Source organism: Planococcus koreensis, assembly GCF_004761975.1.
GTDB lineage: Bacteria > Bacillota > Bacilli > Bacillales_A > Planococcaceae > Planococcus > Planococcus koreensis.
In genome coordinates, this window is the sequence record NZ_RQII01000042.1 from 37,513 (window position 1) to 62,609 (window position 25,097).

The following is a 25,097-nucleotide window of genomic DNA, read 5'->3' on the forward strand; positions in this document are numbered from 1 at the left end:
CCCCATCCTCACCTTTCGGCAATCGCATTATAGGCTTCCGCATAGATTTCGGCAGCACGCTTCCATGAGGAATCGCGCTGCATGCCATTTCTTTTGATGATTTCCCAATGTTCCGGATTCTGATACAATGCCAACGCCCGTTCCAAAGCAGCTTCAAAGCTTTCATTTGCAGAAAAATCACTTAAAAATCCGTTGCCGGTTTTTGCTGCGGTGTCGTATTCGACTACCGTGTCTTTTAATCCACCTGTTTTATTGGCTACAGGGACAGTGCCGTAGCGCATCGAAATGAGCTGGCTCAGCCCGCATGGCTCGAAATGAGAAGGCATTAGGAACAGGTCGGCTCCGGCGTAAAGAAGATGGGCAAGGTCTTCGTCAAAGCCGATGTATACAGCGGCTTTTTCAGGAAACTCGGCAGCTAGGTTTTTGAAAAGCTGGGCAACTTCTTCATCACCGGATCCCAGTAAGATGAATTGTACATCTCTTTCCTTCAACAGCTTCGGCAGCAGCTCCTGCAGAACGTCCATCCCTTTTTGTTTTGTGAGACGGGAAACGATCGCCAATAACGGGATATCCCCCCTCACCGGAAGATTGAACCGTTTTTGGACGGCGCGCTTATTGACCGCTTTCCCTTCCATCGAAGTTTCGTCGTATTCCATTTCAATCACCAAATCGGTAGCCGGATTGTAGAACTCGGTGTCCAGCCCATTCAAAATGCCGACGAGGCTTTCGCCCTTCTGCTGCAGCAAAGTTTCCAGCCCTTCGCCGTAGCGGGCGGTCAAAATCTCTTCTCGGTAAGTCGGGCTGACTGTCGTCACTTGATCTGCAAACAAAATCCCCGTCTTCAGGATATTGAAATAGCCTTTCCACTCGGCCGTCCCGTCCTCATAATATGCCCCATCCATCTCATACTCCTCAGTCAATACGCTTTTTGGCGAATTCCCTTGGAATTGAAGGTTGTGGATGGTCAATATGGTTTTTATGCTGCTATTCATCGCCGCGTAGCGCGGATCTTTTTTCATCAAGAATGGGATAAGAGCCGTGTGCCAATCATGCAAGTGCAAAATGTCCGTTTGCGCTCGCTGGTTTTCTACGACTGCAAGTACTGCCCGGCTGAAGAACGCAAAACGCGTATGGTCGTCCGGTTGGCGGTAAATCAGATCCCTGTCATAATAGGCGTCGTTTTCAACGAAGATGTAATCGACTCCCTTCAGCTCATAGCTGAAGGTCCGGCAACGGTGATTCTGTCCTTTAAAGGGCACTTCCACTTCTTCTCCCAACGTGAATTCCTTTTGGTATTCCTGTGGGATCAAACTGTATTTCGGCAAGACGACCGTCACTTCACAGCCAATTTCCACCAGCGCTTTCGGCAAGGCACCCATTACATCTGCCAAGCCCCCCGCTTTTACAAAAGGCGCACATTCTGCGGCCGCCATTACAATTTTCATCTGACTTCCTCCTTCAAAATCCGTTCCCCTTTGCGCAGCACAATCGGCTCTTCTGCTGTGCCTTTAAGTACTGTACCAGCTTCTATAAAGACATTTTTATCAGCGATGACATAGGCCAAATCGCAATTTTCTTCAATCGTGCATTTCTGCATGATGATGCAATGATCCGCCTTCGTGTTTTCCTTAATAACGACTGCCCGGCTGATGATGCTGTCGACAACAGTCCCTCTGATTGTGGATCCATTCGCCACTAGCGCACGCTTTACCGAAGAACCTTTCATATAACGCGTAGGCGGCTCATCTTTCACTTTGGTGTAAATCGGACGTTCCGGCAGAAATAATGCATTGCGTTTTTCCGGCTCCAGCAAATCCATGGATGCTTTGAAATAGCTGTCAATAGAATCAATGACGGCGCAATAGCCCTCGTATTCGTAAACACCGAATTTATAGCTGCTCTTCTTCCTTCTGACACAATCTTCCACGCTGAAGACCTGATTTTGGCGGTAGTTCTTCAAAAACTCAATAAGCAGGCTTCTCTTCAGGATATAGCTTCTAAGCGGCTGGCCGTTGCTCACCGCTTCCGTCACATCCGCGCCGGACTCGATATGCGATTCCAGCATGTCTTCGTAATCGATTTGGGAAACCGTAAAACAGTTCGTGATTACTGCGTATTCCTGGCGGCTTCTTTCAAAAAAGACCATATGCTCTTCCAGTGCGGCAAATCCGCCGACGCTCATTTGTCCGCTGTCTTTAGTGGACACAGGCAAGAAGAACAAACCATCTTTCCGGCGGTCAAGATCCCAGCTTTTCCCTCTTCCGATATGGTCCATCAGCGAAACAAATGGATAGGAAGGGAAAACGCCTACGGATGTGATGCCTGAATTGACGATGTTGGATAACGTGAAATCGATGAGCCGGTACCGGCCAGCGAACGGGATGGATGCAGCTGAACGGTACAAGGTCAAGTCTTCCAGACCCGGCAATTTTACAGTGGCATCAATAATTGCTACTAATTTCATACTTCAGCACTCTCCTTCCATTCATCGATCATTTCTTGCGTCAAAAGGATGATTTCTCCTTCAGGATCGCCCATTTCAAAGTTTTTCGGGATTACCAGGTCAGGCGGGATGATCGTTCTAGCCAGTTTGGCGCCAGCGCCGATTACCACACAGTTCATGACGACGCATTCGTAAAGGGATGCACCTTGTTCAATGTGGACTTCCTGGAAAATGATCGACTTTTCGGCTTTGCCTTCAATAACACAGCCTTCGTTGACAAAGACTTCCTGCAATTCCCCTGTTTCCGTCACCACTTGAGGCGGCAATTGCCGATTGGAGGAAAAGATTCGCCAGCCCGGATCATGCAAATTCAAACCTGAATGGGCGTCCAGCAAATCCATATTCGCCTCCCACAGGCTTTCAACAGTCCCGACATCTTTCCAATAGCCTTTAAATGGATATGCGACCAATTTCTCGCCCGCTTCGAGCATCAACGGAATGATATTTTTCCCGAAATCATGGGAAGAGTTTTCATTGCCATCATCAATGGTCAAATATTTCTTCAGCTTTTGCCAATTGAAAATATAGACACCCATCGACGCCAAATTGCTTTCCGGCTCTTTCGGTTTTTCAACAAATTCTGTGACGTTCATATCTTCATCCGTGTTCATGATGCCAAAGCGGCTCGCTTCCCCCCAAGGCACTTCAATGACTGAGATGGTGGCATCCGCTTTATGTGATTTATGGAATTCCAGCATTTTTTGGTAATCCATCTTGTAAATATGGTCACCGGACAGGATGAGGACGTATTCCGGATCTTGCTCCATCAAATACGTGAGATTTTGGTAGATGGCATTGGCGGTGCCGTTATACCATTTGATGCCATCCATTTCTGCGTACGGCGTCAACATCGTCACACCGCCATTTCTTCTATCCAAATCCCATGGTGTGCCAAGGCCGATATAGCGGTGCAGCATATGCGGCTGGTACTGGGTAAGGACGCCGACTGTGTGGATCTCCGAGTTGACGCAATTCGATAAAGGAAAATCGATAATCCGGTATTTTCCGCCAAATGGAATCGCCGGCTTCGCGATATTATAGGTCAATGATTTCAAACGGCTTCCCTGGCCGCCAGCCAGCAGCATCGCAACTACTTTGTTTTTCAAATTCATCCACTCCCATCTTTTTTTGTTTTCCAGACACTCATTGTATAAGCGGGCAAGTCGATGGCGATGGAATAATCCTGTCCATCCCATGGTTTTTCGCGGGTATTGTGGACCGTTCCGAGCCGTGGCTCCTGGCCGCCATAAGCGCTGTCATTCGTCGTAAAAACTTGTTCGTACGGGGAATCAACAGGAACTCCCACTTCAAATTTACTGTAGCTGCGGTCCGAGAAATTGCAGACGATGATGCATTCGTCTTCCGGATTCCGCCCCCTGCGGATAAATGCAAGAACGCTTTGCTCATGGTTATGCGGATCCAGCCACAAGAATCCATCCCGATCATCATCAAGCTCATGCATTGCTTTTTCAGTCCGGTAGAACACCAGCAACTCCTTGGTGAACAGCGCTATCTGGCGATGGGCTTTGTAATCGAATAAATACCAATCCAACTCCGGCTGAAATGCCCATTCTTCGCCATGTCCGAACTCTTGACCCATGAACAGCAATTTCTTTCCGGGATGGACTGCCCAAAAACCGAGCAGCAAGCGCAATTGCTGGAATTTCTCTTCCAGGTTCCCTGGAAATTTATGGAGCAAAGATTTTTGTCCATCCACCACTTGGTCGTGCGAAAAGATGGAGATATAGCGTTCCTCATAGTAATAAGTCAACGCAAAACTCAGCATATGGTGGATATCCCCACGTTCAGCGGGCGGGGTCTGCATATAGCCCAGCGTATCGTGCATCCACCCGAAATTCCATTTATAGTGAAAGCCGATGCCGCCATCTTCCACTTCGCCAGTTACTTTCGGATAATGCCAGGCATCTTCGGCAATGAGAAGCGCTGCTGGATGCCGCTCCCGCAAGCGGGTCGTCAACCTCTTCAAAAATGACGCCCCTTCTTCGTTCGGGACCCGGCTTTCGTCATTCGGCACATACAAGAGCTTCATCAGCGCATCCATCCTGAACCCGTCGAACTTGAATTCTTCCAGCCAATAATGTGCGCTTGATAACAGGAAGCTTACGACTTCCCCCCGCCGAACATCGAAGTTCAATGTACCCCATTCCGGGTTGAACCGCCGTTCCTCTCGGGAATCCTCATAGAGAACAGTGCCATTGAACAATGCGAGTCCATGAATATCCTGGCAAAAATGCCCTGGCACCCAGTCCAGAAAAAGACCAACTCCATTTTCCGCACATTTGGAAACGAAAAATTTCAAGTCATCCGCTGATCCATACCGGCTTGTCGGCGCAAAATAGCCGGTTGTCTGATAGCCCCACGATTCATCGAGCGGATGCTCGGTAATCGGCAAGATTTCAATGTGGGTGAAACCCTGCCTTTTGATATAAGGAATCAATTCCCCGGCCAATTCACGATACGTCAGAAATTTACCGTCTTTTGCTTTTTTCCACGTACCAATGTGCAGCTCATAAATCGCCATCGGTTTTTCAAAATGCCCTTTGGACTGGATCGCCTTATAATTCAGCGCTGATTTGGACCATTCGTGCTTGGAACTTCCAGCAACTACGGAGCGATTAGCCGGCCTGACTTCCCCGGCGCGGGCAAAAGGATCTGATTTCGTCAAGATTTCCCCTTGAAGGGTTTCGATTTCATATACGTAAACGGCATCTGCCATTCTCCGGTTTATCCGAACCTGCCAAATGCTGGCGTCTCTTGGATGAGGTTCCATCGGATATCGCCCGTCCGTCTCCCCCGCAACAATGCTGCAAAGAACCGAAACACGCTTTACGTCCGGTACCCAGACAGTGAAAACCGTTTCATCCCGATCAGCATGCGACCCAAAATACAAATAAGCGTCCATCATATGCCCATTGTGGAAATCTGCTAATTTTTCATCCGTCAGCTCTGTTTTGCCATTGACCAAAAAAACACCTCCCAAAACTGGGGCATATTATCCTTCGTTTCCATCCCATACAGGACTATTTCCATTCACTTGCGTTTTTCATTTTTAACCGCAGCAGCCCCTCTCCTGTCTACTGCGGGGTATACACGTCTATACCCATCGCACTTTAAATGCACTCCGGAATACAGCAAATATATAGATAATAGTATTCTGCACAATAGGCTATAATTCCTTGTAAAAAATCGGAATTTAAAAAAAGGTTTGAAAATACAGGAGGCAAGGAGCAGATTCCCTTTCACTTTTCGTTCTTAATATTTACACATAAAAAGCATTTCAAGGTCTTGTCCGAATGCGGTTATTGTTCTACCCTTAAGGCATGCGTGTTTAATATAGAAAGGATCTGGATCATTTGAGTAAAAAATTCTGGATTATTGCGTTCTTGCTGCTGCCTCTTATGCTTGCCGGTTGCGGCAATGGCATTGAAGACCCACTTGATTGGGAAATAGAAGATTTCACTTATACAAATCAGGAAAACGAAGAATTCGGCCTTGCAGATTTAGAAGGCGAAGTTTGGCTGGCCGATTTCATCTTCACGAATTGCACGACTGTTTGTTTGCCCATGACTTCGAATATGGTAGAGCTGCAAAAGCAATTCAAAGAAGAGGGCCTCGACATTAAGATCGTTTCTTTCAGCGTAGATCCGCTTGTCGACAAACCGGAAGTATTGAAATCCTACGCTGAAAATTATGGTGCCGATTTTGCATCGTGGAATTTGCTGACCGGCTATACTCCGCAGTCCATCGACAAATTCGCCATGGAAAATTTTCGCACTATCGCCAGAAAACCGGAAGATTCCGATCAAGTGCTCCACGGCACGGAATTCTATCTCGTGGATAAAAACGGAGTTGTCATGAAAAGCTATAACGGCGTCAATCCTGTTGTTGAAGATATCATCTCTGATGCAAAAATCCTGCTGGCGGAGGAATAGGCCTTGAACAAGAAAACTGTAGGGGTTGCCGCTATTTTCCTGGTATCCGCAGCCTTGATCGCTTTGCTTTTCTTGCCGCGGGAAAATAATCCATCGCCTGATGAGCGTGTGGTATTGGAACACACATACCGCACATACATCGCACCTTCATGCTTTGAAGAATCAAATCCGACTAATTTCATCGAAGACAGTACACTCCAGCAAGCACGTAAACTCGGCTACCCGCCTGATACCGTATGTACTGAAAAGGCGTTTCAGGGAAATCGTGACAGCTTCTTCATCGATTTCCTGAAAGAGCTGGAAATTTTGGAAAATGACACGCCTGATTGGTAAGAACAAAAGCGGACAGCAAAACGGCTGTCCGCTTTTTTCTGCTGTCAGCCAGCAGCGAATCCTCTTAATTCAACGGTGCCCGCACTTTTTTTAGCGTGTTCCTGCATACTTTACGCAAACCGGCACTTTCGTCCGGACCGCTTTCCCATCAAATTTCGGCATTCCCGCATTGTCGATCTTCAGCACCGTCAGAGACCCGGATTTTTCATTTGCTGCAATAAGCCATTCAGCTCCAGGTGCCAAGGCGAAATGGCGCGGCCCTTGACCGCCGGTTTCTGCAAATCCCAATGCATTCAATGTTCCATCATCTTTGATCGAGAAAGCGGCAATGCTGTCATGCCCACGGTTTGAAGCATACAGGAACTTGCCATTTTCCGAGACCGCCACTTCAGCGCTTGTATTTTGTCCGTGCCAGCCTTCGGGCACGAGCGACAGGATCTGCAGCTTGTCAATGCCTGCCCCTTCACTTATTCCATAAACAGCCAGTGTCGAGCTCAGTTCTTCCAACAAGTAAAAAACCTTCAGAGATGGGTGGAAAGCTACATGGCGAGGCCCTGCACCAGGCGCCGATTCAATCACGCGCTGGTATTCGAGCTTGCCGTTTTGAAGGTCCATTTTATAAATGTGAATCTTGTCGATGCCGAGATCAGGTACCAGAAACAGCTGTGTCCCTGGAATTTGGGAAACGGAATGCGGATGGGCTGCATCCTGCCGGTGTTCATCGGGCCCTGTCCCTTCATGTGCGGCTGAATCTGCCAAAGCGCCGATTACTCCATCCTCATCCAACGGAAAGACATTTACATTGCCTCCGGAATAATTAACCGACAGCAGCCATTTGCCTGATTCATCAACAACCGCATGCGCCGGATGGGCACCGTTAGACGGCTGCCGGCTGATTTCCGTCAACGTTTCCGCTACTAGTCCGAAGCGCCACGACACAAGTTCCCCATCGTCCGTTTCGCTGCAGGCAATGAATAGCTCTCCCGCCGGGTGGAACGCCAAGTACGAAGGGCGTTCCACTCCCCGTGCCCCTGTCTTTTCCATCAAACTCCCGTCCGCCGGATTGAACTGCCACAGCTTGATGCCCGGCTCATCGGCCCTGGAATATGAACCTGTCAAAAAATACTGCATCTATCCGCCCCCTCAAACTGTATATCATTTTAGAATATTCCGTCTTTTCAAGTATACGGGAACTGCCCGCATCTTTCAATTTCCTCCAGGCGATTTAAAGTTAGGAAGAAGGGCGCCCATCGACTATAATAAGAAGTGGGATTCTGTAAACGTTTTCCCATTCCGGCAATGCTGTAAAACGATGCTTCGCCTAATCGGCGAAGAACAAAACAGCGGATTACCAAACTCATGTTTTAAATAAGAAATCATGGCGGCAGCTGCGTCTTTTATTTCGGAAGGCTTCAGGCATCCGAAAAGTATAGGAGGAAAAAAAGTGGGGTTAACTAAAGACTTTTTTATTGCTTTGTCAAAGAACCAGGTTCTGAATAGCGGGGCGAAAAAATGGGGGCTCAAATTGGGCGCCAGCAAAGTAGTCGCAGGCACAGACATCGACAGCATGCTGAAATCGGTCAAAGAATTGAATGCCGACGGAATCAGCGCCACAATCGATAATTTGGGCGAGTTCGTATACAGCCGGGAAGAAGCGCTGGAAGCGAAAAAAAATATCCTCGCAACGTTGGAAGCGATACAACAGCACGGCGTTTCCGCCCATATGTCCGTCAAGCTGACGCAAATCGGCTTGGACGTCGACCCTGGATTTTGCTTGGAAAATATGCGTGAAATCGCTGAAGCGGCTGCACGTTACGCCATTTTCATCAATATTGACATGGAAGATTACAGCCATCTCCAGCCGACACTCGATATCCTCCACACACTGGTGAAGGAATTTGATAACGTCGGCACGGTCATCCAAGCTTATCTGTATCGTTCTGAAAAAGATTTAGAGCTTCTGAAAACGGTTCGCTTGCGCTTAGTCAAAGGCGCTTATAAAGAAATCTCAGAAGTGTCCTACCAAAGCGCGCAGGACATTGACAGCAATTATTTGAAGCTGATCAAGATCCGCTTGCAGCAGCCAGGCTTCACGTCGATTGCAACCCACGACCACGTGATCATCGATGAAGTAAAACGTTTTGTCAAAGAACACAACATCCCACTCGACCGTTTCGAGTTCCAAATGCTTTACGGTTTCCGTACGGAACTTCAAAAGCAATTGGCACAGGAAGGCTACACATTCACCGTCTATGTGCCGTTCGGCGAAGATTGGTACGGCTACTATATGCGCCGTCTGGCAGAGCGTCCACAGAACATCAACCTTGCACTGAAAAGTTTTGTCTCCAAATAAAACAAAGAGCGCGCTTCGGAAGTTCGGCTTCCGAAACGCGCTTTTCTATTTTCAATCCACTTCGCGGATTTCCAGCGGAGCCAGATCCTGCTTCAGCCGATTGCGGTATTGTTCGTATTGTTTAGGCAGCATCAGCTCCTGCCCCATTGCTTCCTGCGTTTCATCCACCGTAAAACCTGGTGGGTCAGTGGCGATTTCAAATAACAGGTCGCCGTATTCACGGAAATAGATGGCATTGAAATAATTCCGGTCTTGTACAGGCGTTACACCAAGGCCATACGCTTCAATTTGATGCTTCCAGTCTAATTGGTCTTTGTCATCTTTCGCACGCCAAGCAATGTGATGGACCGTTCCGATGCCAATTTGCCCGATTCCCACAGGCGCCAATTTCACATCGACGGTATTCCCGAGTTCGGCCGGGGAGCGGAAACGCAGCATGCTGCCGTCTTCACCAATTTTTTGAAGGCCCATCACCGTTTGGAGCAGCTCAGCAGTTTTTTCAGCATTGGACGTATACAAAACAGCCCCAGCGAAACCTTTGACCGCTGTTTCCGGCGTCACTTCACCGAATCGCCAATCGTTCGCCTTGCCTCCCGCGCGTTCGACCAGTTCCAACTGCAAACCGTGCGGATCATTGAAAGCCAAATATTGCTCGCCAAAACGCTCAACTTTTTCAACCGCTACGCCGAACTTAGCCAATCTCTTTTCCCAAAATTCCAAAGCATTCGGTGGAACAGCGTAAGTCGTCACGCCGACTTGCCCGTCGCCGATTTTCCCTTTATAGGCATTTCCCCAAGGGAAAAATGTAATGATGGTCCCCGGCTCGCCTGCAGAATTCCCGAAATAAAGATGATACGTTCCCGGGTCATCAAAATTAATGGTCTTCTTAACCAAACGCAGCCCCAACACACCTGCATAGAAATCAGCATTTTCCTGTGCCTCTCCTACAATCGCGGTGATATGGTGAATGCCTTCCGTCTGTTTTGCCATGAACAACCAGCTCCCTTACTTTTGCTATGGATTTATTTTACCATCCAAATATCTCGAATTCAAGACACTTACTGCCCGCCGCATGTGCCGAAGCAGCCAGCAAGGCGGAGGGCCACTTTCCTACACATTCTTTCCTTCTTTCTTTAACTCTTCTTTCAGCTCTTTGATTTCTTCTTCCTTTTCTTCCTTTTCTTCCACTTCACGTTCTTTAATCTCTTCCACTTTCTCCATTTCCTGCTGGTATTCTTCTTCCACTTCCGTTGTCGACGGCAGGAAAGGCTCATCGTTGTAATCGGTGCGCCTTCCGTAGCGCAGCATCTCGTAGATGATCATGCCATTATTGGGCTTGCCGTTGGCGGTCTTCATCGGCACTGCATCAAATAGCACAAAATAGAAGACATAGAAGACGAACCGGTTCCAAAACGTCGCATAATCTTGCAGCATACCATTTGCGAGCATGGCGTTAATGGTAACGGCTACGGCAACGTTGACCAGTATCGGGCTGGCGTATAAGGCGACATAGGAAAAGCGGCTTGTCCTTTTCAGCGAATCGTAGGAGTACCAGCTATATAAGTGATAGTACTTTCTAATGTCGAATATCCAAAACTTCATAATTCGCGGGCCTGAGCCGATTGTGAGGCGCGGATTCTGTACACCGACAATGGGGCTGATGACCAAATATCCAATTTCTCTTATAAAAACGACTATCGGTAAAATAATGAATGCTGATATGACCAAGGCTATCAAATCGGTTAATCCGAACATTTTTCTCACTTCCTCTTTTTGCGTTCAATTCTTAATACCCGGCATCTGCAGAATCGAATCTTATCCAAATTATCAAATTAATCATCTATATCAGCTAAGTTAGTACAATCGACCCTATCTTTCCTCCTATACTCCTAGATAAGATAGGATAAATATTTAAAAGCAATATCACTTCAAAAAGGATGTGGACTATGGCCCGCCTGCATAAAAATTTAAGCCCACATAAACGGATTATCTCTTTCTCTTTTATTGCGTTGATGCTGGCAATGGTCATTTCAGAATTATTCATGACTTCTTTTGACGCATCTGCTTCAAAAAAACCAATCAGCTCTTCTGTCTACACCGCTCCGCCAAATCTTGCAGCTATTGAAGAAAATGTTTTGGCAGCAGAAAACCTGGTTTATAGCGACCTGGAAGATAGTGTCCTGGACATCTATTATCCGAAAACAATTGATAAAGCGCTTCCTGTCATCCTGTGGATTCACGGAGGCGGATATATCGGCGGCACGAAAGACATGCGCAAGAATTACGGCATGGCATTGGCTAATGCTGGCTATGTAGTGGCCAATATCGATTACGCGCTTGCCCCTAAGCAATTGTATCCTGGACCTATCATTCAAGCGAACGAAGCTCTTGAATATCTGCAAGTGAATGCAGCCCAGTACGGCGGCGACATGTCCCGCATTTTTATCGGCGGCGATTCCGCTGGTGCTCAGATTTCCAGCCAACTGGCGGCAACCATAACCAACCCTGCCTTGGCCTCTGCCGTCAGCATAAATCCTGCGATTGATCCCGGCGCCCTGCGCGGCACCATACTTTTCTGTGGCTTATACAATATGGAAACAGTCAGGGCCACCGCTTACCCGCGCATTGATCTGTTTTTGAATACTTATACGGGAACCGAACGCTTTGAAGACTTCGGCCGCATCAATGAGTTATCGACGGTCGGCCATGTCACCGCCGCTTACCCGCCTGCATTTATCAGCGCTGGTGATGCTGACCTCCTGGCTTCCCAGTCGGTTGAGCTTGCCGATACTTTGAAGGCAAAAGGCATTGCCGTTGATGAGGTATTTTTCGAGGGCAGCGGCAAAGGGCTTGGCCACCAATACCAATTCACATTACACACCGAAGAGGCACAGGCGACTTTCGAGAAGACGCTGGCATTCCTGTCCGCACAGTCTGAGCCTAAGTAAATACCAAAGGAAAAGGAATCCCCGAGAGCGTGTAAACCGGCTTTCAGGGATTCCTTTTTTAGAGATGATCCAAGACTGCATTAATGCTGTTCTTCGTACCGATGGTTTTCCAATTCCTTGCGAATGCTATCAGGAATGCTTTCAGACTGTTGCTCTTCCAAATTATAATTTACATAGACCACTGTATTTTTTGCGCATAATTCGTTCTTTTGATACAGCTCTTCGTAAAGTTCCAGGCTGCTGTTGCCGATATTTTTAATCCAGGTTCTGATTTCCACATTTTCTCCGAAGTATATTTGCCCAATGAATTCCAAAGTCGTTTTGACAATGACGAGTTTCCATTTGGCAAAATCGTGATCTGGTGTGAACAGGCTGAATAGTGGATTTCTCGCGGCCTCGAACCAGACCGGGAGAGTTGTGTTGTTGATATGGCCCACCGCATCTGTTTCTGAAACCCGCGGCGTCAAAATTGTGCGATACATGAACATCCTCCTTTTAGCTGATTATGCTTCTAGTCTACCATTAGCAGACCCCAATCGCTTTTCGATGGCTGCGTACTTTCTTCAAATTTCAAGTCTGCATTTTTCGCTTTGGCCTGCCTGCGTTGAAATCAGGCATTGATTTACAGGATGGAAAGCCATATATTTAGAGAAGCGAAATATTTACGTATCGAAATGGGTGAAACTTAATGATTCTTTGGGCAAACGAATGGAAAATGAAAATCTTGTCCTTCAACCGCAACGTTAAATTATTCATGCTGGCGAATGTCCTGCTGCAAAGCGGCTTGGGTGTCTTCATGGTCATGTATAACCTCTACATAAAAGAGCTGGGCATGCCCGAAACGGTGAACGGCAACGTCATATCCATGACTGCCGCAGCCGCGGCAATCATGCTGATTCCAGCAGGCTTCCTCAGCGATAAATTCGGCCGCAAATGGATGCTTCTCGGCGGCGGCGCAGCCGGTGCTGCAACATTGTTCTACCGCAGCTTTGCAGTCGATGAAACACAATTGGTGGCTGCTGCTTTCTTCACAGGCTTATTCATGGCCTTCGTGCAGGTATCCGGAATTCCATTCCTCGCCGAGCATTCCAAATCCTCCGAGCGCGTCCATCTGTTCAGCGTCTATTTCGCCTTGATGACCTTGGCCAATGTGGCAGGCAGCCTGCTCGGAGGCGCTGTGTCGGATGTGTTCCAATGGCTTTTGTCGATGGACGCAGTCGGTGCCATTCGCTGGTCGCTTTTTGTCGGCGCTGTCCTTTACACAGCCGGGCTGATACCGCTGCTGAAGCTGGACAACAAGCCGCCCGCCCCGCAGGAGAAGGTGAATACGCGCATCGACATCGACACGGACGATGCCGGTTTGAAGATAAATTTGACAGCCATTTTCCACTTCTCATTTGCCAGCCTGTTAATCGGGCTGGGCTCCGGTTTGGTTGTCCCTTATTTGAACCTCTACTTTGCAAACCGTTTCGATGCTTCAAATTCGTATATCGGCCTTATCCTGGCTTTCGGCTCTGCGATGACCGTCGTGGCGATGCTGATTGGTCCTCTGCTGGTTGCGAAAGTGGGGAAAGTAAAAGCGATGCTCCTCTTTCAGCTGCTGTCTATCCCTTTTCTCATTTTAACTGCCTATACAACTTCGCTGCTGCTGGCGTCCCTCGGCTTTTTGCTGCGCCAAGCATTGATGAATGCCGGGAATCCTATCCAAAGCGCCATTGCAATGGAAGTCGTCCATGATAAATACAAAGGGCTCGCCAACTCCGTCAATCAAGTAGTATTCAATATCGGCTGGGCTACAATGGGGCCGATCGCTGCTGGCTTGGTGATCGCATTTGGATCTTATTGGGGATATGCCTACGCATTCACCATCACTTCCGGTCTCTACCTGATTTCCGCCAGCTATTTTTATTTCATTTTCGGCAAACGAAAACTCCAGGAATAACAAAAAAGGATGGCCCGGTTATGGCCATCCTTTTCGTTATCTTCTTTTTTTGCTTTTCTTCGTCATACGGCCGAGCAGGAATGCTCCCGCAGCAAGTCCGATCGCTTTGTTGGTGCGTTTGTTGAACACTTGTTTGACAACAAGATTCAAGTTTTGTGGGCGCTCTGCCAGGCGGCGCATGAAATAGCCGTACCAGTCGTCGCCGAATGGCACATAAACACAGAAGTGATAGCCTTTATTCGCCAAGTCCAATTGCATGTCTTTACGGAATCCATAAAGCATCTGGAATTCGAATTTATCGCGCGAAATGCTGTTCTTTTCCACGAAGTCGATAACGTGGTTGATGATGTTGTGATCGTGCGTCGCAATAGATGTGAACTTTCCATTGAGCAAATGATATTCGATCAGCTTGATGAAATTCGCGTCGATTTCCTCTGCAGTCTGGTAAGCATATTCAGCCGGCTCTTTGTAAGCGCCTTTGACGATGCGCAGGCGAAGGTCCTTATGCTTTTCAATATCGTCCATTGCCCGGTAGAAGTAAGCTTGGATTACTGTTCCGACATTGTCGTAATCTTTCAGAAGAGTATCCAGCAAATCGTATGAAGGCTGTAAATGGCCATAATCTTCCATGTCCAAATTGATATGCATATCGTATTTGCTTGCCGCATCGACGATTTCACGTAAATTTTCATAGCAGAAATCATAATCGATATCTAAGCCGATTTGGGTAGGTTTTAAGGAAACATGTGCATCTACTCCATTTGAATGGATGCTTTCAATAACTTCTAAAATGCTGTTTTTCGCTTTGAGCGCTTCTTCTTTTTCAAAAACAAATTCGCCTAAGTTATCAACTGTGCAGCTGATGCCTTTTGCATTCAATTCGCGGATGCTTTTGATCGTCTCTCCGATATCCACTCCCGCTACAACAGTTTGCGCACCTAATTTAAGGCCATATTTCTTAGCCGCACTGGTTAGAAATTGGTTTTTTGACAAACCGATAAATACGTCTTTTAACATAATTTTCCCTCCTGATCCAATTCACCCAAAAGCGCTTTCTATCCAGTGGCATCGGGAATGATTTCCACTTTATTTACTGTTCGCTCTAATCAAATTTAATTGTAATCTTTTTTCTTGGAACCTGCATCAAAAAAATACCGTTTATCTCGAAAAGAGCTATAGCATCGCCATAATTTCATCAAATTTCGACAACGTTCCATGATATCGCACAGTGTATCATGCGGCCGGCCGCCTCGGCTATTCATCGCTTGAACTAAAAAAGAGCCTTGCCGCCCATTATTGGGCGGAAGCCTCTTTAAAAAATCAATTATTGATGTATTTCTCGAACACATCGCCAAAATCTTTGACATGGTATTGATTGCGGACTGATGACATCCACGTGAATCCGAAGTCGGTGAGTTTGGAATACTGCACATCCAAAGCGACATCGTTCGGACGTGAATTCTGCAGCACGACGACAGCCTTGTCCAAGCTTTCATTGGCCATGGAGATCAGTATCTTATTTTCATACGTGATTTCCGCAATGCGCAGCAACGATTTATACAGGTCCGTCAATTTCTCGATCTGATTTTTTTGAACGTCGATCTTGAATGGAATTTCGCCAAGTTTAAAGCCGATTTCAACATCCAAATCAATTTTCCCTGCCGTTTCCATAAAGACATCCGAAATAAAATGCTGGGAATACGGGTAGCGCCTCAAGGTGCGTTTTGAAGACATCGCGCTTTCGCCGTCAACATGGATCAACGCGAGGTTTGTAAAGCAGTATTCATCCGCTCTGGTTTTAATCAGGAAAAAGATTTTTTCCTGGTCTTCATGCATGACATAATCGTCAGCGTCCGTCTTGTCATAATCCTGCGGGTCGATGATTTTCCCGACATCCGATAATCCTAATGCGTCTGCAGCCATTTTCTTGAACATGTTTCCATTCCCCTTTTCATGAAAATTAATAATCCTTCTGTAAGAAACTGTATACAATTTTCTCCATTTTATCAAATGCTGGCAAGATGCGGAACAATAAAAAGCCGCGGGAAGTTTCCCGGCGGCCCCTTTCCTTATCGATCATTTATTTAGCTTCCAAATCGAAGCGTTCAAGCCCATTGCGAATGTTACCCACGCGATGTAAGGGATCATGAGATTGCCGGCCGTTTGATCGTATCGGTAAAACTCATATGTCGTCCACGTTATTGCTGCAAGCATCAAAACCGTTTCCGCAAGCGCGGTGCCGCGCAGCCCCCATTTGAAGAACAGGAATGACCACAGGAAGTTCAGGCCCAATTGCAGATTATAAGGAGCCAATACTTTCTGCGTTTCGTTTTTCAATATGGCTTTTTCCGCCGCCCGGTATTTTGCAACTCCCATGGAAGTGTACAAAGCAGTCCATGCCAACGGAAAAATCCAAGGCGGCGGGGAAAAAGAAGGCTTTTCCAATTCAGCATACTCTTCTTGGGTATTGCGGTTTGCAAACGCTCCGGCTAATGAGCCGCCGACGACCGGCACCATTATGCTCATTGCCAGTTTTCCAGGGTTGATCTTGCCATTCACTTTCAGGAATTCCATGCTATTTCCTCCTTCAGTTTTCATCTGGCTCTTTACAGGGGCCTGGGATTTTCTTCGCCGCCTTTGTCCACGACATAGGTGAACTCCACTGCTACCGACTTTTCTGCGCCCACCCACACGCGGAATTCAACGATTCGCGAACTTTTCACCTCGTAATCGTGCGATGAAGATTCCATTTTCCACAAAGGTTCAAAAATTTCATGGTCGATATCGATCTTCACGCCTTCTTGTTTTTTGTTCTTCACTTCGTAGATGCACGTCACAACTTCCAACTTGCCGCGGCGCTCGCGCAGCGCTTCTCGGCTTTCCGACAAAATATCGGCTGCTTGCCCGATTTTCAGCGATACGGTTTCTCCATTCGGCGTGTGCTCCAAAAAATCTTCTCCCGCAAATTCCAGTTCTCCGTCCACGTCCTGCTCAAAAACTTTCATGAGCCCCTTCGGCAGCGGAATGCCCAATCCGTTGGCGCTGCTGTTCTTAAACTGCAGCTTCACGGCCGCCTGTCTGCTATTCCGTTCAACCACATACGCTTTTTTGTAACTCGCACCTTCCATCCGCATGAAATTGATCTGTTTTAATTGGCCATTCAGCAGCGTGACCGGCCGTTCCAGTGTATAGGCATGGTAGTCAGCAAAGCCATGTTCTTCGACTGGCAGGTCAGCGCCCATATTCTTTTGCTGCATGAAACCCGATGCACGGAACAGATGGGGCGTTTCATAACGGTTCACTTCACCGGAAATGAATTTGAGCGCCGCGTCCGGAAAGCTGGTCCCGGTTTCATTGCGCAGCTTGATCCAACCCGAGAGGCTGACCGTTTTGCCGGCGATTTCAGCAACATAAGATGCCTCCCACTCAATGCCTTTCGTCATATAAGAGACTTGGACTTCTTGCTGCAAAGGCATCGGAGCGATCTGGAAAATCAACGAAGGCCTCAGGAAAAGCCCATCCGGCAATGCCGGCAAGACTAAGCCGCCTGGCGGATTGATGAGAATCTCGCCATTATAGGTGCGTTCACCAACGATGCCGTCCGACGTACTCAACAGGCGCATCGCCATTTCTTCTCCCGCTTCCTGGTTGCGGACCGTCACGACCTGCCCAATGTACTTTCCAAGCAGCTTTTGCCCATCAGCCAAGTCATAATCATAATTTTGCTCAAGCACTTGAAGGCCCCGGACCATGACCGAATCCGCCTCGATATGCTCCGCGATATCCATGAACTGGATTTCTGATACCGGTCCGGATGATTCCAGCAGCCGCACTTCTTTCACCAGCCCGAAACCGCCATTGTATACCGTTAGGCGAAGTGATTTTCGTTCTTCTTGCGTTGACTGTATTTTCATAAAAACACATCCTCTCAGCAATTTAAGTCCTTTGAAACCGCACTTCCTATTTTCCATATAGTAGCATATATCCGGATTTTCTATCACATTATTCTGAATACGGTTTACAGTTTTCTCCTGGAGCGAATAAAGAGCGTACAAAAAGACCGCTTCAGCGATTGAAGCGGTCTTTTAAATAGGTGATGGTGTATTGCCGGCAGCCGTCCGATAATGGGGAGCGTTCGGGATGGACGAGTTCGCCGTACAGCAGATCGCCCAAAAACCGCACCTCTTCACGAAATTCGCGCCCGGTTTCGGCGTCATACACCGATAATTGAATGTAAAGCGAGGATCCGCGGGCGACAAAGTCAATCAATGAAACCATATGTTCGTTGGCCATGCTTCTATTAAAACAGCCCGACTGCTTTGCCGTCTGAATCGACATCCATATTCAAGGCGGCCGGCAGTTTCGGCAAGCCCGGCATCGTCATGATATCGCCCGTCAGGCAAACGAGGAATCCAGCGCCCAGTTTCGGGATGATTTCCCGGATCGTGATGGTGAACCCTTCCGGGCGGCCCAAAAGCTTCGGCTGGTCAGACAGCGAATACTGCGTTTTCGCCATGCAGATCGGCAGCTCGTCCCAACCGTATTTCTTCAGTTCCAGCAATTGTTTTTGTGCTTTATCCGATAATTGGACATCTGTGCCGCCGTAGACTTTCTGGACAATGGCACGCAGCTTTTCTTCCACTTCATCGCTTTCGTTGTAAAGGAATTTAAAGTCCGTTGGGCGCTCCAGCTCTTGTTTCACCAATTTCGCCAGTTCAATTCCGCCTTTTCCGCCTTCGGCCCAGACATTGGTCATGGCAATCGCGACGTTCTGGGCTTCTGCCCATCCCGTAATCTCTGCCAATTCCTCTTCTGAATCGCCGACGAAGCGATTTAACGCCACCACCGGTTCGATGCCGAACTGCCGGATGGTATCAATGTGCTTGGCCAAATTGACCATGCCACGTCGCACCGCGTCCGGATTCGGTTTCGCCAAGTCGCCTTTTGCAATGCCGCCATGCATTTTCAACGCACGCACAGTGGCTACGATGACCACGGCATCCGGATGGAAACCGCCTTTTCTGGATTTGATGTGCATGAACTTCTCTGCACCCAAATCTGCTCCGAAACCAGCTTCCGTGACCACGATATCCGCCAACTGGCGTGCCGTGTTCGTGGCCATCAAGGAATTGCAGCCGTGGGCAATGTTCGCGAACGGCCCGCCGTGGATCAATGCCGGCGTACCTTCGATCGTCTGCACCAAGTTCGGCTTAAAGGCGTCCTTCAGCAACAATGCCAATGCGCCTTCCACTTGAAGATCGCGCACTGTCACCGGCTCCCGCCCATACGTATAGCCAATGACCATCTGCGCGAGCCGCTCTTTCAAGTCGTCCATTGAAGTGGCCAGGCACAGCACAGCCATAATCTCAGAAGCCACGGTGATGTCAAAGCCGTCTTCACGCGGTACGCCTTGAGCCGGCCCACCGAGACCGATTGTCACATGGCGCAGCGCCCGGTCATTCATGTCAAGCGCACGTTTCCACGTAATGCGCCTCGGGTCGATGGACAATTCGTTCCCTTGGTGCAAATGGTTGTCGATAAATGCCGCCAATGCATTATTGGCTGACGTAATGGCGTGGATATCTCCTGTAAAATGAAGATTGATGTCTTCCATCGGCAGCACCTGTGCAAAACCTCCGCCAGTAGCACCGCCTTTGACGCCCATAACCGGCCCGAGCGATGGTTCGCGCAGCGCCACGACAACCGATTCTTCCAGCTGTTTGAACGCATCTGCCAAACCGACCGTCACAGTCGATTTCCCTTCACCAGCAGGGGTTGGGCTGATCGCCGTCACAAGAACGACCTTCCCAAGAGCTCCCGCCGGAGGCAATGAATTGACATTAATCTTCGCTTTAAAGTTCCCGTAAAGTTCCAGAGCATCCTTTGAAATTCCTGCACGTTCTGCAATCTCCTGAATCGGCAGCATTTTAGCGCCAGCAGCTATCGACAAATCCGTAAATGGCATCCATGTCCCAACTTTCAATTTTTCTTTTTAGTATAACCTGACAACCTGAAAAATAAAATCAACTGCCCAGCAAAAGCGAATGCCTTGCGCAGTTCTGCCAATAAATCCTGCTTTCGCACTATTTTCAGAAGCAAAAATCCCGCACACCGGAATCGGCATGCGGGATTGCATCGTCTAAGGAATTATTTTTGATCTTTTTCGTCTGTTTCGGTTTCTTGTTTTTTACCTTGAGAGAAACGAACTTCTTCCATCGACTCCTGGGCTTGTTCTCTGAATTCATGTTCGAGCACATTGTCTTTCAATTCATCTTTGTTCTTGTCTCTAGCCATGTAATCCCTCCTCTTTGGTGTTAGTCTTTTTATTCCCTAATCACTGCTGATAAAACTGGAAAATCTTTTTTAATTTTATCGAGTTTCGCAATCTTGCTTTTCCATCCAACAAAACGCATAGCACCAGGTAAAAGGTATATACTGAAGAAGAGGTGAAGACATCATGGCCAAACTGAAACCGACTCTGGTCCCAGACACTTTCTGGAATGCGATTGTGGACAATGATGTTTGTTTTGACGACCAATTTTTCTATGGCGTCCAAACAACAGGCATCTTTTGCCGCCCTTCATGCAAATCACGCCTCCCTAAAAGAGAAAATGTCCGCATTTTTAAAAATGCTTATGTTGCGCTCGATGAAAATTTCCGTCCCTGCAAACGCTGCCGGCCGGATGGCTTGAATCTTCCTGCTGAAGAATGGATCAATCAAGTAGCCGGGTGGATTGACGTCCATTTCACCGAGACGGTCGCTTTGGAAACTTTAGCGGAAACGTTCCACGGCAGCCCGTATCATTTGCAGCGGCTGTTTACACAGTTCAAGGGCCAATCGCCTTTGGCTTACGCCCAGCAGAAACGGCTTGAGAAAGCACTTCAGCTTTTGCAGGCCAGCGATTTGCCGATTGCAGAAATCGCTGGCTCTGCTGGATTCGGCAGCACCGCTTACTTCATTACCTTTTTCAAGAACAGTACGGGGCTGACACCTGCCCGGTACCGAAAATCATTTCACTTAACAGGAAGGGGCATGCCCAATGGACAAGCTGATTGAATGGTCAGTGCTTGAAAACCGCCACTGGACACTTTATATCGCCAAAACTCTCTACGGGCTTTGCTACGTCGGGTCGCCAGGTGAATCTTTTGAACATTTCAGCGCCTATTTAAAAAAACGCTTCGCCGGCAGCCGCTTAGAAGAGAACAGACAAGCATTGGAACCCTACCGCAAGCAATTGCTCGACTGCCTAAGCGGCGCCGAATCTTCCTTCACCTTGCCAATTGATGCCAAAGGCACACCTTTTCAGCGCGACGTCTGGCAGGCATTGCAGCAAATCCCGTTCGGACGGACCGTTCCATATTCCGAAATCGCCGCGCTCGTGGGCAGACCAACTGCCATACGGGCTGTCGGTACAGCAATCGGCGCGAATCCCGTGCTCATTGCCGTACCATGCCACCGGGTCATCGGCAAAAACGGCGCCATTTCAGGATACCGCGGAGGTTTAGAACTAAAACGATTTTTGCTTGAACTTGAAGCCGGAAAAAACCCCTCAAATCCTTTGATTTGAGGGGTTTCCATTGGAGGCAAACCAGATCATTTCTTCTCAGCGAGCATGCCATTCAAGATAAAGTCGGTATGCATACATGCAAGCTCTGCAACCGATAGCGTACCTGAAGGATTGAACCATTGATAGCTCCAATTGGTGACACCGAGTATTGCGAAAGTCGCGATTCTTGGCTCCAGCCCTGCGCGGAATTCACCGCTTTGAACCCCGTCTTTGACTACCGTCTCGATCTTGTCGCGGAACTCGGCGCGTTTGTGCCTGATTACAGCTGCATTCTCTGGAGTCAAATGCCGGATTTCACGGTAATAGACTTTCCCTATTTCACCTTGCTCCTCGATATCCCGGATAAGCAATTCCACAATCTTCACCAATTTGTCTTTCGCATTTTGCCCGCTTTCCAGAATCTGATTCTGCCTTGTCAGCAAATCGTCGATATAAGATGCCTGGATATGCATCAACAGTTCTTCTTTGCTTTTAAAATGATAATAGAATGACCCCTTTGTCACTCCGACCCTATCTACAATGTCCTGGATAGACGTTGCACTGAACCCTTTTTCCACAAAGAGGCCGATACTTGCCTGAATCAGTTCCGCTTTCATCACACCACGCCGCCTTTCTCCGAATCCTGCCGAATTTCATCCCATTACCTATCGTGGTACCCTATTAGGCAATAAAAAAACCGCCTGCAATCAGGCGATTTCAGTTTGAAATATAAATGACTGGATGCTTAGCGAAAAATTTTTTGCGCACTGCGGCGGACTCGACCCATTCTTCAATTTCTCTGCGATTATCATCTATGAAAACTTCCACCGCTTCCTGATCCCAGGCCTCGTCGCCTGATGGGAAATCCACAAACTCTTCGGACAGGATCTCTATCATTTCTTCTCTTTCGATGGCGAAAGAAAAATCGTCGATCCGGAATGCGTATGAACTGGAATTTGGCACAAGAAGCGCCAGGTAGACTGCATTGTACAAAAAGTTTTTCTCCATGGCCTTATTGTCATCAAACCAATACGCCAAGATGTCACCTTGCGACAGCGAACCTTTTTTAGTGCCATATGTAATCCGGACCTTCTCACCTTCCAAATTCAATTCCTTTAGCGTTTCAGCACCCGGCAATTCCTGAACAATGCCCAAGACCCTTGAGTTATCCCCTACATAAGTTGCGCTTAATTCCGCCAACTCATTCTCATTCACCGTTTCAATTGTGGTAATTTCAGTTCCAGCTTCAGCTGAACACGCTGTCAGCATGAATAACGCAAGTATCGCTGCCCCTTTCGCCCATTGCATTTCCCGCCCCCCCCTGTCGCCCACTCTCTTACTTTAACTATACGTGCGACTTCCAGAAAAGTTCCAAAAAAACTCAGCGAATTCGGCAAAATGAAAATTCCTTAACGATTTTTTTGCATAATAGCAACTGTGCAACGGGAAACGCAAATCAATTTTTCTTCTTCGTCTACGATTTTAATGTCCCATACCATTGTACTCCGCCCTTTATGGAGCGGGGTCCCTATTGCTGTTACGATTCCAGAAGCTTTCCCCCGAATGTGGTTGGCGTTTATTTCCAGCCCTACAGCAATTTCACTTTCTTGATCGATTAAATTCCACGTACCGACACTTGCTACTGATTCCGCCAGTACGACAGATGCGCCGCCATGAAGCAGGCCGAATGGTTGATGCGTTGACGCATTTACCGGCATTGTGGCAATGACGCGTTCTGCAGAAGTCTCTGTGAATTCTATTCCCAGTGTGCCGATGATCGTCTGTTCATAAGGTTTCAATTCCATCCTTAACACCCTTCCTTTTTTTGGTTATTTTTAAAATACCATACCGTTGATCCTTTTTGCAGAAATGATTACGGCCAATTAAAAATCCATTTTTTAATAATATGATAAAAATAAGGACTTTTTAATCATTTTTTATTTCTTTATGCATATTTAATCAGTCCACCTAGATGACCATTTTGAAGATTTCTGATTTATTTTCTACTATATTTAAAAATTAAACTCAAAGACAGCTAAATTTGTATTTTTTTTACTCTAAACCCCTATTATCTATTTGTAACACAATTGTAATATTAAATCATATTGCCTATTCTTTCTTATAAATATACAATTAACTAAACTATCAGACACTCGTATATTTTACTATTTTCTGAAACTAAGATGATGGAATGGGGAGAATTAATGAAGAAAATCGCTTTTTCAGTGCTTGCTACAGGTTCTTTAGCCTTATTTTTAGGTGTTACAGATGCAGATGCCAGCTCTTACACAATTAAACCTGGAGACAGCCTTTGGAAAATCGCATCTTCCAACAAGGTATCCGTAGCGGATTTGAAAAAATGGAACGGCTTAAGTTCTGATGCCATCTACGCTAATCAAGTGTTGAAATTAGCGCCTGCAACAACGGCTACTGTTTCAAAAAGCCCGGCCACAGCCCAGAAGCCCCAAACAGCATCGAGTTCCGAATACATAGTGAAATCCGGGGACACACTTTCCCGAATCGCAACTCTACATAAAACGAAAGTCAGCGACATCCAGAAATTAAATGGCCTTACTACACATTTGATTTTCCCGGGACAAAAACTGAAAGTAGCTGGCGCAGCTGCAACGTCTGCTAAACCTGCAGCTCCGGCTCTTGCAATTGCACCAGCTCCAGTTGCTTCTTCATCAACTTATAAAGTTGTTAAAGGTGATACGTTGTCAGGCATTGCAAGCCGCCATAAAGTTTCAGTCGCACAGCTGAAGAGCTGGAACAGCCTTTCTTCAAACACAATCCGGATCGGCCAAGTGCTTAAACTCCAAACGGCTGCTGCTGCAGTCAAGCCGACACCATCTGCACCTGCAGTTTCTGCACCTGTAGCGGCTCCGTCTGCATCAGCCGGAACATACACAGTCGTTAAAGGCGACACATTGACAGGCATTGCGATTCGCCACGGTATTTCCGTAACACAGATCATGAACTGGAACAGCTTGACTTCGAGCACCATCCGTGTCGGCCAAAAGCTGAAAGTCCAAAATACAGTAGTCGCTACCCAACCAACACCAAAACCGGTTTCAAACCCTGCACCGGCTCCTTCAGGCACTGCTGGGAACCTGATTTCAATCGCGACTTCCCAATTAGGCACGCCTTATGTATGGGGCGGCGCCGCAGTTGGCGGTTTTGATTGCAGCGGCTATATCTATTACGTATTCAACCAAGCGGGCATTAAAATTCCGCGCACCAACACCACTGGCTACGATGCACGGTCATATGACGTCAGCAACCCACAAGTCGGTGATTTGGTATTCTTTGCAAATACGTATAAGCCGGGAATTTCGCATATGGGCATATACCTTGGCAATAACAACTTTATCCACGCTGGCGGGGACCGCGTCCAAATCACCAGCCTGAGCGATTCCTATTGGGGCAAAAAATTCGACGGCTTCAAACGTTTCTATTAAACTGCATTAAAAATCCGGTACTGCTTCGCTGAAGCAGTACCGGATTTTTTCGGTTTA

At 47.4% G+C, this 25,097-nt stretch carries 26 protein-coding genes; 8 read left to right on the forward strand and 18 right to left on the reverse strand.

The window, feature by feature from the left end; all coding sequences use genetic code 11:
- Positions 1–8: 8 nt before the first annotated feature.
- The 4 genes from glgA to glgB are packed head-to-tail and all read right to left on the reverse strand — an operon-like array spanning position 9 to position 5,489.
- Positions 9–1,445: a glycogen synthase GlgA gene (gene glgA, locus EGV91_RS10095; protein ID WP_135503339.1), complete on the reverse strand. Its 1,437-nt coding sequence runs from the start codon at positions 1,443–1,445 to the stop codon at positions 9–11.
- Positions 1,442–2,464 (reverse strand): GlgC family sugar phosphate nucleotidyltransferase, encoded by a 1,023-nt coding sequence (locus tag EGV91_RS10100; protein WP_135503341.1) that lies wholly within the window; start codon positions 2,462–2,464, stop codon positions 1,442–1,444. The genes glgA and EGV91_RS10100 overlap by 4 nt, the downstream gene beginning before the upstream one ends.
- A complete protein-coding gene (locus tag EGV91_RS10105; RefSeq protein WP_277751543.1) occupies positions 2,461–3,609 on the reverse strand; it encodes a glucose-1-phosphate adenylyltransferase in 1,149 nt (382 codons plus the stop codon). The genes EGV91_RS10100 and EGV91_RS10105 overlap by 4 nt, the downstream gene beginning before the upstream one ends.
- A gap of 2 nt (positions 3,610–3,611) precedes the next feature.
- Positions 3,612–5,489, reverse strand: coding sequence for a 1,4-alpha-glucan branching protein GlgB (gene glgB / locus EGV91_RS10110; protein WP_135503344.1), 1,878 nt, complete (start codon positions 5,487–5,489; stop codon positions 3,612–3,614).
- Positions 5,490–5,922: 433 nt separating this feature from the next.
- On the opposite strand from glgB, the gene EGV91_RS10115 reads away from it, so the two are divergent.
- On the forward strand, positions 5,923–6,456 hold the full coding sequence (locus EGV91_RS10115) for an SCO family protein (protein ID WP_175580300.1): 534 nt from the start codon (positions 5,923–5,925) through the stop codon (positions 6,454–6,456).
- A gap of 3 nt (positions 6,457–6,459) precedes the next feature.
- The gene (locus EGV91_RS10120; RefSeq protein WP_135503348.1) at positions 6,460–6,789 is read left to right on the forward strand and encodes a hypothetical protein; all 330 of its coding nucleotides are present in this window, start codon (positions 6,460–6,462) and stop codon (positions 6,787–6,789) included.
- Between the two features lie 90 nt (positions 6,790–6,879).
- Here EGV91_RS10120 and EGV91_RS10125 read toward each other — a convergent pair whose 3' ends face one another.
- Positions 6,880–7,920: a lactonase family protein gene (locus EGV91_RS10125; protein ID WP_135503350.1), complete on the reverse strand. Its 1,041-nt coding sequence runs from the start codon at positions 7,918–7,920 to the stop codon at positions 6,880–6,882.
- Between the two features lie 313 nt (positions 7,921–8,233).
- Here EGV91_RS10125 and EGV91_RS10130 point away from each other — a divergent pair, with 313 nt between their 5' ends.
- Positions 8,234–9,142 (forward strand): proline dehydrogenase family protein, encoded by a 909-nt coding sequence (locus EGV91_RS10130; RefSeq protein ID WP_135503352.1) that lies wholly within the window; start codon positions 8,234–8,236, stop codon positions 9,140–9,142.
- A gap of 51 nt (positions 9,143–9,193) precedes the next feature.
- Here EGV91_RS10130 and EGV91_RS10135 read toward each other — a convergent pair whose 3' ends face one another.
- Together EGV91_RS10135 and EGV91_RS10140 are read right to left on the reverse strand one after the other, a co-directional pair.
- Positions 9,194–10,132, reverse strand: a complete 939-nt coding sequence (locus EGV91_RS10135; protein ID WP_135503353.1) for a ring-cleaving dioxygenase — start codon at positions 10,130–10,132, stop codon at positions 9,194–9,196.
- Between the two features lie 120 nt (positions 10,133–10,252).
- Positions 10,253–10,897, reverse strand: a complete 645-nt coding sequence (locus EGV91_RS10140) for a hypothetical protein (protein WP_135503355.1) — start codon at positions 10,895–10,897, stop codon at positions 10,253–10,255.
- A gap of 191 nt (positions 10,898–11,088) precedes the next feature.
- Between EGV91_RS10140 and EGV91_RS10145 the strand changes: the two genes are divergently transcribed.
- Complete coding sequence (locus tag EGV91_RS10145) at positions 11,089–12,090, forward strand: alpha/beta hydrolase (RefSeq protein WP_135503357.1); 1,002 nt, start codon at positions 11,089–11,091, stop codon at positions 12,088–12,090.
- Between the two features lie 80 nt (positions 12,091–12,170).
- On the opposite strand, the gene EGV91_RS10150 is transcribed toward EGV91_RS10145, so the two are convergent.
- Complete coding sequence (locus EGV91_RS10150) at positions 12,171–12,572, reverse strand: acyl-CoA thioesterase (protein ID WP_135503359.1); 402 nt, start codon at positions 12,570–12,572, stop codon at positions 12,171–12,173.
- A gap of 206 nt (positions 12,573–12,778) precedes the next feature.
- Between EGV91_RS10150 and EGV91_RS10155 the strand changes: the two genes are divergently transcribed.
- The gene (locus tag EGV91_RS10155; RefSeq protein WP_135503360.1) at positions 12,779–14,032 is read left to right on the forward strand and encodes an MFS transporter; all 1,254 of its coding nucleotides are present in this window, start codon (positions 12,779–12,781) and stop codon (positions 14,030–14,032) included.
- A gap of 36 nt (positions 14,033–14,068) precedes the next feature.
- Here EGV91_RS10155 and EGV91_RS10160 read toward each other — a convergent pair whose 3' ends face one another.
- From EGV91_RS10160 to EGV91_RS17130, 7 genes are all read right to left on the reverse strand, one after another.
- Positions 14,069–15,049, reverse strand: a complete 981-nt coding sequence (locus EGV91_RS10160; RefSeq protein WP_135503362.1) for a proline dehydrogenase family protein — start codon at positions 15,047–15,049, stop codon at positions 14,069–14,071.
- A gap of 303 nt (positions 15,050–15,352) precedes the next feature.
- Complete coding sequence (locus tag EGV91_RS10165) at positions 15,353–15,967, reverse strand: PH domain-containing protein (RefSeq protein ID WP_135503364.1); 615 nt, start codon at positions 15,965–15,967, stop codon at positions 15,353–15,355.
- Between the two features lie 141 nt (positions 15,968–16,108).
- Positions 16,109–16,606 carry a TspO/MBR family protein gene (locus EGV91_RS10170; RefSeq protein ID WP_135503366.1) on the reverse strand — a complete coding sequence of 166 codons (498 nt, stop codon included), beginning with the start codon at positions 16,604–16,606 and terminating at the stop codon, positions 16,109–16,111.
- Between the two features lie 32 nt (positions 16,607–16,638).
- Positions 16,639–17,946: a DUF4139 domain-containing protein gene (locus tag EGV91_RS10175; protein ID WP_135503368.1), complete on the reverse strand. Its 1,308-nt coding sequence runs from the start codon at positions 17,944–17,946 to the stop codon at positions 16,639–16,641.
- 151 nt (positions 17,947–18,097) lie between these two features.
- Positions 18,098–18,325, reverse strand: coding sequence for a hypothetical protein (locus tag EGV91_RS10180; protein WP_241666168.1), 228 nt, complete (start codon positions 18,323–18,325; stop codon positions 18,098–18,100).
- A gap of 7 nt (positions 18,326–18,332) precedes the next feature.
- A complete protein-coding gene (locus EGV91_RS10185; protein ID WP_135503369.1) occupies positions 18,333–19,997 on the reverse strand; it encodes a formate--tetrahydrofolate ligase in 1,665 nt (554 codons plus the stop codon).
- A gap of 182 nt (positions 19,998–20,179) precedes the next feature.
- The gene (locus EGV91_RS17130; protein WP_158290601.1) at positions 20,180–20,326 is read right to left on the reverse strand and encodes a hypothetical protein; all 147 of its coding nucleotides are present in this window, start codon (positions 20,324–20,326) and stop codon (positions 20,180–20,182) included.
- A 163-nt stretch (positions 20,327–20,489) separates the two neighbouring features.
- Here EGV91_RS17130 and EGV91_RS10190 point away from each other — a divergent pair, with 163 nt between their 5' ends.
- Positions 20,490–21,089 carry a bifunctional transcriptional activator/DNA repair enzyme AdaA gene (locus tag EGV91_RS10190; RefSeq protein WP_135503371.1) on the forward strand — a complete coding sequence of 200 codons (600 nt, stop codon included), beginning with the start codon at positions 20,490–20,492 and terminating at the stop codon, positions 21,087–21,089.
- Complete coding sequence (locus tag EGV91_RS10195) at positions 21,073–21,600, forward strand: methylated-DNA--[protein]-cysteine S-methyltransferase (RefSeq protein WP_135503373.1); 528 nt, start codon at positions 21,073–21,075, stop codon at positions 21,598–21,600. Before EGV91_RS10190 ends, EGV91_RS10195 begins: the two co-directional genes overlap by 17 nt.
- 26 nt (positions 21,601–21,626) lie before the next feature.
- On the opposite strand, the gene EGV91_RS10200 is transcribed toward EGV91_RS10195, so the two are convergent.
- From EGV91_RS10200 to EGV91_RS10210, 3 genes are all read right to left on the reverse strand, one after another.
- Positions 21,627–22,196: a TetR/AcrR family transcriptional regulator gene (locus EGV91_RS10200; protein ID WP_135503515.1), complete on the reverse strand. Its 570-nt coding sequence runs from the start codon at positions 22,194–22,196 to the stop codon at positions 21,627–21,629.
- Positions 22,197–22,296: 100 nt separating this feature from the next.
- Positions 22,297–22,887, reverse strand: a complete 591-nt coding sequence (locus EGV91_RS10205; protein ID WP_135503375.1) for a DUF4825 domain-containing protein — start codon at positions 22,885–22,887, stop codon at positions 22,297–22,299.
- Positions 22,888–22,988: 101 nt separating this feature from the next.
- Positions 22,989–23,384, reverse strand: coding sequence for a hotdog fold thioesterase (locus EGV91_RS10210; RefSeq protein WP_135503378.1), 396 nt, complete (start codon positions 23,382–23,384; stop codon positions 22,989–22,991).
- A gap of 399 nt (positions 23,385–23,783) precedes the next feature.
- Between EGV91_RS10210 and EGV91_RS10215 the strand changes: the two genes are divergently transcribed.
- Positions 23,784–25,040 carry a C40 family peptidase gene (locus EGV91_RS10215; RefSeq protein WP_135503380.1) on the forward strand — a complete coding sequence of 419 codons (1,257 nt, stop codon included), beginning with the start codon at positions 23,784–23,786 and terminating at the stop codon, positions 25,038–25,040.
- Positions 25,041–25,097 lie beyond the last annotated feature (57 nt).

What these genes read in the sequence shown, in the direction of transcription:
- EGV91_RS10115 (WP_175580300.1), top strand. Translation starts at nt 5,923, where the DNA reads ATGCTTGCCGGTTGCGGCAATGGCATTGAAGACCCACTTGATTGGGAA.
- EGV91_RS10160 (WP_135503362.1), bottom strand. Translation starts at nt 15,049, where the DNA reads ATGTTAAAAGACGTATTTATCGGTTTGTCAAAAAACCAATTTCTAACC.
- EGV91_RS17130 (WP_158290601.1), bottom strand. Translation starts at nt 20,326, where the DNA reads ATGGCTAGAGACAAGAACAAAGATGAATTGAAAGACAATGTGCTCGAA.
- EGV91_RS10180 (WP_241666168.1), bottom strand. Translation starts at nt 18,325, where the DNA reads ATGGCCAACGAACATATGGTTTCATTGATTGACTTTGTCGCCCGCGGA.
- EGV91_RS10195 (WP_135503373.1), top strand. Translation starts at nt 21,073, where the DNA reads ATGGACAAGCTGATTGAATGGTCAGTGCTTGAAAACCGCCACTGGACA.
- EGV91_RS10140 (WP_135503355.1), bottom strand. Translation starts at nt 10,897, where the DNA reads ATGTTCGGATTAACCGATTTGATAGCCTTGGTCATATCAGCATTCATT.
- EGV91_RS10210 (WP_135503378.1), bottom strand. Translation starts at nt 23,384, where the DNA reads ATGGAATTGAAACCTTATGAACAGACGATCATCGGCACACTGGGAATA.
- EGV91_RS10150 (WP_135503359.1), bottom strand. Translation starts at nt 12,572, where the DNA reads ATGTATCGCACAATTTTGACGCCGCGGGTTTCAGAAACAGATGCGGTG.
- EGV91_RS10185 (WP_135503369.1), bottom strand. Translation starts at nt 19,997, where the DNA reads ATGCCATTTACGGATTTGTCGATAGCTGCTGGCGCTAAAATGCTGCCG.
- EGV91_RS10175 (WP_135503368.1), bottom strand. Translation starts at nt 17,946, where the DNA reads ATGAAAATACAGTCAACGCAAGAAGAACGAAAATCACTTCGCCTAACG.
- glgA (WP_135503339.1), bottom strand. Translation starts at nt 1,445, where the DNA reads ATGAAAATTGTAATGGCGGCCGCAGAATGTGCGCCTTTTGTAAAAGCG.
- EGV91_RS10135 (WP_135503353.1), bottom strand. Translation starts at nt 10,132, where the DNA reads ATGGCAAAACAGACGGAAGGCATTCACCATATCACCGCGATTGTAGGA.
- EGV91_RS10145 (WP_135503357.1), top strand. Translation starts at nt 11,089, where the DNA reads ATGGCCCGCCTGCATAAAAATTTAAGCCCACATAAACGGATTATCTCT.
- EGV91_RS10170 (WP_135503366.1), bottom strand. Translation starts at nt 16,606, where the DNA reads ATGGAATTCCTGAAAGTGAATGGCAAGATCAACCCTGGAAAACTGGCA.
- EGV91_RS10165 (WP_135503364.1), bottom strand. Translation starts at nt 15,967, where the DNA reads ATGTTCAAGAAAATGGCTGCAGACGCATTAGGATTATCGGATGTCGGG.
- EGV91_RS10205 (WP_135503375.1), bottom strand. Translation starts at nt 22,887, where the DNA reads ATGCAATGGGCGAAAGGGGCAGCGATACTTGCGTTATTCATGCTGACA.
- EGV91_RS10190 (WP_135503371.1), top strand. Translation starts at nt 20,490, where the DNA reads ATGGCCAAACTGAAACCGACTCTGGTCCCAGACACTTTCTGGAATGCG.
- EGV91_RS10215 (WP_135503380.1), top strand. Translation starts at nt 23,784, where the DNA reads ATGAAGAAAATCGCTTTTTCAGTGCTTGCTACAGGTTCTTTAGCCTTA.
- EGV91_RS10100 (WP_135503341.1), bottom strand. Translation starts at nt 2,464, where the DNA reads ATGAAATTAGTAGCAATTATTGATGCCACTGTAAAATTGCCGGGTCTG.
- EGV91_RS10125 (WP_135503350.1), bottom strand. Translation starts at nt 7,920, where the DNA reads ATGCAGTATTTTTTGACAGGTTCATATTCCAGGGCCGATGAGCCGGGC.
- EGV91_RS10155 (WP_135503360.1), top strand. Translation starts at nt 12,779, where the DNA reads ATGATTCTTTGGGCAAACGAATGGAAAATGAAAATCTTGTCCTTCAAC.
- EGV91_RS10200 (WP_135503515.1), bottom strand. Translation starts at nt 22,196, where the DNA reads ATGAAAGCGGAACTGATTCAGGCAAGTATCGGCCTCTTTGTGGAAAAA.